Source organism: Sphaerospermopsis sp. LEGE 00249 (genome assembly GCF_014299995.1).
GTDB classification, from domain to species: domain Bacteria; phylum Cyanobacteriota; class Cyanobacteriia; order Cyanobacteriales; family Nostocaceae; genus Sphaerospermopsis; species Sphaerospermopsis kisseleviana.
This window is the reverse complement of record NZ_JACJUZ010000129.1, coordinates 1-6,258: the sequence shown is the minus strand read 5'-3', so window position 1 is coordinate 6,258 and position 6,258 is coordinate 1. Positions and strand designations below refer to the sequence as shown.

Sequence of the window (6,258 nt, the reverse complement as noted above, 5' to 3'; positions counted from 1 at the left end):
ACACAGAAATTAGTGCAAGGGTTTTGAAGGGTATACCAGAAAAAGTGTGCATTTTTTGGGATTTCAAGAGATGGCAAAGAAATTTTCCAATCTCCTCCTGACTCCTGACTCCTGACTCCTGACTCCTGACTCCTATGCCCTCACGGAAAGACTTTCTCAGCAACCCCTATTTACTTTAACTGTTAACTGTTCACTGTTAACTGCCTATTCTTTATGCCTTACGAACCCCTACACCATAAGTATCGCCCCAAGAGTTTTGCTGAACTAGTGGGACAAGAGGCGATCGCCACAACCCTCACCAATGCCATTAATTCGGCAAAAATCGCCCCTGCCTATTTATTCACTGGTCCTAGAGGTACGGGGAAAACTTCCAGCGCCCGGATTTTGGCTAAGTCTTTAAATTGTCTTAAAAGTAACAATCCCACTGCTGAACCCTGTGGAGTGTGTGATATTTGTCAAGGCATTACCAAAGGCTATTCTTTGGATGTAATTGAAATTGACGCTGCTAGTAATACTGGTGTTGATAATATCCGGGAATTGATAGAAAAAGCGCAGTTTGCTCCGGTGCAGTGTCGCTATAAGGTTTATGTGATAGATGAATGTCTAACCGGAGATTCATTAGTTTTAACTGATGAGGGGCTTATTCGCATTGATAACCCCAGTATCAAGGGTAAGAAAGTCCTGAGTTACAATGATTCATTAGGCAAGTGGGAATTTAAAAAAGTTGTTCGTTGGTTAGATCAAGGAGAGAAGCAAACCTTGGTGATCAAAACCACTAACCGAGAAATCAGATGTACAGGTAATCATTTAATCAGAACAGATCAGGGATGGATACCAGCAAGAGACGTAAAAGCAGGAGTAAAGATACTATCCCCTGTGAATGTGGATGCGGCACTCTCATTTACAAATTTAACTACAAATTTAACTACAAATTTGGAGAAGGTCGAATCTGTTCACCTCGCTGGAGTTGAGCGAGTCTATGATATTGAAGTAGAGGATAATCACAACTTTGTTGCTAATGGGCTTTTAGTTCATAACTGTCATATGTTAAGTACCGCCGCGTTTAATGCGTTACTTAAAACCCTGGAAGAACCACCTAAGCACGTAGTTTTTGTTTTAGCGACAACTGATCCGCAGCGAGTATTACCAACAATTATTTCCCGCTGTCAAAGGTTTGATTTTCGGCGGATTCAGTTAGAAGCGATGGTTAGACATTTAAGTAAAATTGCTAATAACGAAAGTATTAATATTTCTCAAGATGCTATTACATTGGTAGCCCAACTTTCACAGGGTGGTTTGCGGGATGCAGAAAGTTTATTAGATCAATTAGCTTTGTTACCAGGGGAAGTATCACCGGATCAGGTTTGGGACTTGGTGGGTTCAGTGAGTGAAAAAGATTTGCTGGTTTTATTAGAGGCGATCGCTCAAGATAATTCAGAAATAGTATTAGATTCTACCCGCAAAATCCTAGATCGAGGACGTGAACCCTTAATCATTCTCCAAAATTTGGCCGCTTTTTATCGAGATTTACTTATAGCCAAAACCGCCCCAACTCGACAAGATTTAGTTGCTTGTACTCAACAAACTTGGACTTTATTAGTTAACTTTGCCCACAGGTTAGATATAACCACAATTCTGCGGGGACAGCAACATTTAAGAACAGCCGAAGTACAACTCAAAAATACTACTCAACCCCGTTTGTGGTTAGAAGTGACATTACTGGGTTTATTACCTAGTGCAAATATTCAGGTACAAGCGCCTAGTATCCCCCAAGCAGCAAATACATCTGCTGTATTTGCACCACCACAGGCTTATACTCAACCAAATTACCATTCTCCAGTTTCTGCACCTGCACCAGCTTATCATCAACCAAATCATCAACCAAATCATCAACCAAATCATCAACCAAATCAAAATTTAGCACCTAACACAGCATCTACTCCTGCATCTACTCCTGCACCAACTTATAATCAACCCAATTATCATAATTCACCACCTCACACGATATCCACACCAGCAGCAGAACCTGTTTATACACCTCCTGCACCTGAGACAACACCCACAGCACCCCCACAGGAAGTAGTAGCGGGATCGGAGTATGATTTAAATCAGATTTGGCATCAAGTCCGTAATAACATCCAACAGTTACCACCACGAACTTTACTAGGTCAAATGTGCCAATTAATCGAGTTAAATGATGTCATAGCTCGTGTTGCTGTACAACCTAAATGGTATGACAAAGTTAAATCTTATTTACCTATTATTACAACTGCTTTTCACCACACTTTTCAACGTGACATCCAAGTAAGTTTGGAAAAAGCAACTTCTTCTACTTCTGCCACAGCTAAAAAAAATTCGCCTCCACAAGATTCTACTAGTGTTCAGCAACTACCGACAACCCCTATTTATAATCAACCTCCACCTACATCACAACCCGCACCACCACCACCTCCACCTACACCGAAAATTGAGCCTGTAGTTACAAATACAGCTTCAGTAGATAATTCTGCACCCCCACCAACTCCAACACCTGTATCACCAACACCCATATCACCAACACCCATATCACCAACACCCATATCACCAACACCCATATCACCAATCACCAATCACCAATCACCAATCACCAATCACCAATCACCAATCACCAATCACCAATCACCAATCACCAATCACCAATCACCAGCACCCATATCACCAGCACCTGTATCAACTTGGAATGCTGAACAAGTAGCAAAAGCAGCTAAAAGCCTGGCGGAATTTTTTAGGGGGGAAATTATCAGCTTGACAGATGATGTTTTAGATTTATCTGCTACTGGGGTTTCACCAGATGTTGAAATATATGAAACAGATTATGATTATGATTAGCTTGCAAATACTCAGTGTTGAAATATATGAAACAGATTATGATTATGATTAGCTTGCAAATACTCAGTTAGGGGGCTGGTTGAGGTGAATAATACTGTAACTGACATAAATAATATTATCCCAGGTCAAATAGTACGGGTGCGATCGCGTCAATATCTTGTAGAAGATGTAGTACCTAAACCAAATGATAAAGAAGATACTAAAGTTAGTTTATCTTGCTTAGAAGATGATGCATTAGGAGAACAGTTAGAAGTCCTCTGGGAAAGGGAAATAGACGCAAAAATCATTGGTACTACTTCCTGGGAAAGTGTAGCTAATTGCGGTTTTGACCAGCCCCGGTTATTTAGTGCTTACCTGCATACCTTACGCTGGAATTGCGTAACTTCCACAGATACTAAGTTATTTCAAGCACCTTATCGAGCAGGGATAGAAGTTAAAGCTTATCAGTTAGAACCACTGCGGAAGGCCTTACTTATGCCCAGGGTAGCCTTATTTATTGCCGATGATGTGGGTTTGGGTAAAACCATTGAGGCGGGTTTAATTTTGCGGGAAATGCTGATGCGGCAGAAAGTTAAGCGTGTTGTTATTTCCTGTCCTCCTTCCGTAGTGCGACAATGGCGGGAGGAGATGGAAAGCCGATTTGGGTTGACTTTCATGATTTTTGATCGGGAGTTTGTCGCCGCCCGTCGTCAAGAACGAGGTTATGGAATTAACCCTTGGACGACTCACAGCCGGTTTATTATTTCCCATGCTTTACTTAGAGATGAAACATACTCTGCACCTTTACGGGATTGGTTGGGAGATTTTAACGCCGCTTCTATGTTAATTTTAGATGAAGCGCACAATGCCGCCCCTGCGAGTGGGGCTAAATATGCGGTGGACTCTCACCTTACCCGGACTATCCGGGAAGTAGCGCCAAGATTTGAACATAAGTTGTTTTTGTCTGCTACGCCTCACAATGGCCACTCTAATAGTTTTGCAGCTTTATTGGAAATTCTTGATCCGCAAAGGTTTTGTCGAGGTGTACCGGTGCGAAATCGGCAGTTACTTGATACGGTGATGGTACGGCGATTAAAGCAGGACTTACGGGAGATCGGGGAAGCTTTTCCCCAGCGTCAGGTAACACCGATTATTATTGATAATTTGCCAGAAAATGCCCCAGAGTTACAATTATCTCGGTTATTACAAGAATATCGTCATTTACGGGAAGAAAGATTAAAGGATGTTTCTAAAACCGCCCAAGCTGCGGCAATGTTGGTAATTACATCTTTACAAAAGCGGTTGTTATCTTCTATTGAAGCTTTTGCTCGGACTTTAAAAGTACATAGAACTGCTATAGAAAGAAGTCAAGAAGGTAGGGGTGCAAAGGGAAATTATTCCTATTTTTCCCAGTCACCAATCACCAGTCACCAGTCCCCAGTATTATTAGAGTCTGCGGGGGCGGATGATGACAGGGCGGAGTTACCAGAGGCAGAAATAGAAGCGGAAGAAGATGCACAAATGAGCGCCGCTAGTAGGGAAGATGGGTTACAAGCAACACCAAAGGAATTAGAGATTTTACGGCAAATGGGGGAAATTGCTGATCAAGTACGGTATCAGCCAGACCCCAGGATTATCAAGCTGATAGAGTGGATTACAGTTAATCTTTGTCCTGATTTGGGGGAAAATAACGCTGCTTGGTTAAATAAAAGAGTGATTATTTTTACTGAATATACAGATACAAAACGCTATTTACAACAACAGTTAGAGGCAGCGATCGCCCATTCTCATCTAGCAGATAACCGCATAGATGTATTTCATGGGGGGATAGGGGATGACAGGAGGGAAGAAATTAAACAGGCGTTTAATAGTGATCCTAGTCGGCATCCATTACGGATTTTAATTGCTACGGATGCGGCGAGAGAAGGGGTAAATTTACAGAATCACTGCGCGGATCTGTTTCATTTTGATGTACCTTGGAATCCTAGCCGGATGGAACAACGCAACGGACGGATAGATAGAAAATTACAGCGATCGCCTTTAGTGAGATGTTATTATTTTATCTTACCTCAACGGGTGGAAGATAAGGTTTTAGATGTTTTGGTACGGAAAACAGATAATATTCAGCGAGAGTTAGGCAGTCTTGCGCCGGTTGTAGAGAAAAAAGTTTCCCGGTTATTAGCGGACGGTATTCGCCATCAAAGCATCAATAATATTACGGAGGAAATTAATCAAGCCGATAAAATAGATACTAAAACAGAGGGGAATTTAGAAGTTATTAACGCCGAGTTGGAAGCAGCAAGAATCAGACAAAAAGACCTAAATAAACAACTGGGTGAACTGCAAGAAATGTTAAAAAAATCACAGCAATGGTTAAATTTAAGTGATCAACATTTCCGGGCAGCTATTTCTGCATCTTTAGAAATTCTCAACGCTTCCCCATTAACACCGCTGGATGAAAGCGAGGCGGTTAATAACCCGATAACTGCCCGGTGGATGATTCCAGCACTGGATCAGCAAACCGGGGCAGATCCTACTTGGTCAGCAACTTTAGATACTTTACGAGTACCGAAACAAAGAGGACAAAAACCCTGGGAATGGCGCAGAGAAGCACCTATTCGTCCGGTAGTTTTCCGTGATCCAGGTTCTTTGGATGGGGATGTAGTACATTTACATTTAGAACATCGGTTAGTACAGAGATTATTAAGCAGGTTTTTATCCCAAGGGTTTTTACATGATGAACTTACCCGTGCTTCTGTGTGTTTAACCAATGATCCAATCCCGAAAATTATTGTTTTGGGGCGGTTGTCGTTATACGGAGACAAAGCGGCCAGGTTGCATGATCAGGTGATCGCAATGGCCGCAGAATGGATAGATCCTGCAAACCGGGGTAAAAAAAGACTGCAACCATTGGGAGAAGGGGATAAACAGGATGTCTTGCAGTTGTTAGAAGACTCATTAGCGATCGCCCATTTTCATGAAGTAGGAGAAGGGATCAAAACCAGACTACAAAAACACGCAAGTCAGGATATTGGAGAACTCATTCCCCATTTAGAGAAACGCGCTCAAATTTTAGCAGAAAGAGCAGAGAAAAAATTAACTGAAAGGGGTAAAAAAGAAGCTGGGGAAATGAAAAAGATTTTAGAGGAACAAAAGGAACGTATTACCCAAAAACAGGAAGAAACCACCAAAATACAATTATCATTATTTCCCGCAGATGAACAAAAACAAATAGACGCAGATCGTCGTTATTGGGTGAAAAGGTTGGAAAAATTAGAGATAGAATTAATTACTGAACCGGAGAGAATTGAAAGAACTTATCAAGTGAAAGCGGTACGAGTTGAACCTGTAGGTTTAATTTATTTATGGCCTATTTCTGGGTAATTGGTGACTGGGGACTGGGGACTGGGG

The 6,258-nt window shown here is 41.7% G+C and carries 2 protein-coding genes; both read left to right on the top strand.

The genetic code is table 11. From position 1 onward, the window contains the following. Nucleotides 1-213 precede the first annotated feature (213 nt). Entirely contained in the window at nt 214-2,868 is a 2,655-nt protein-coding gene (gene dnaX / locus H5968_RS24310) for a DNA polymerase III subunit gamma/tau (protein WP_187041993.1), read from the top strand. Nucleotides 2,869-2,952: 84 nt separating this feature from the next. After that, the gene (drmD, locus tag H5968_RS24305) at nt 2,953-6,231 is read left to right on the top strand and encodes a DISARM system SNF2-like helicase DrmD (RefSeq protein ID WP_370569808.1); all 3,279 of its coding nucleotides are present in this window, start codon (nt 2,953-2,955) and stop codon (nt 6,229-6,231) included. Nucleotides 6,232-6,258 lie beyond the last annotated feature (27 nt).

Coding starts and splice junctions, on each gene's coding strand:
- dnaX (WP_187041993.1), top strand. CDS start 214: ATGCCTTACGAACCCCTACACCATAAGTATCGCCCCAAGAGTTTTGCT.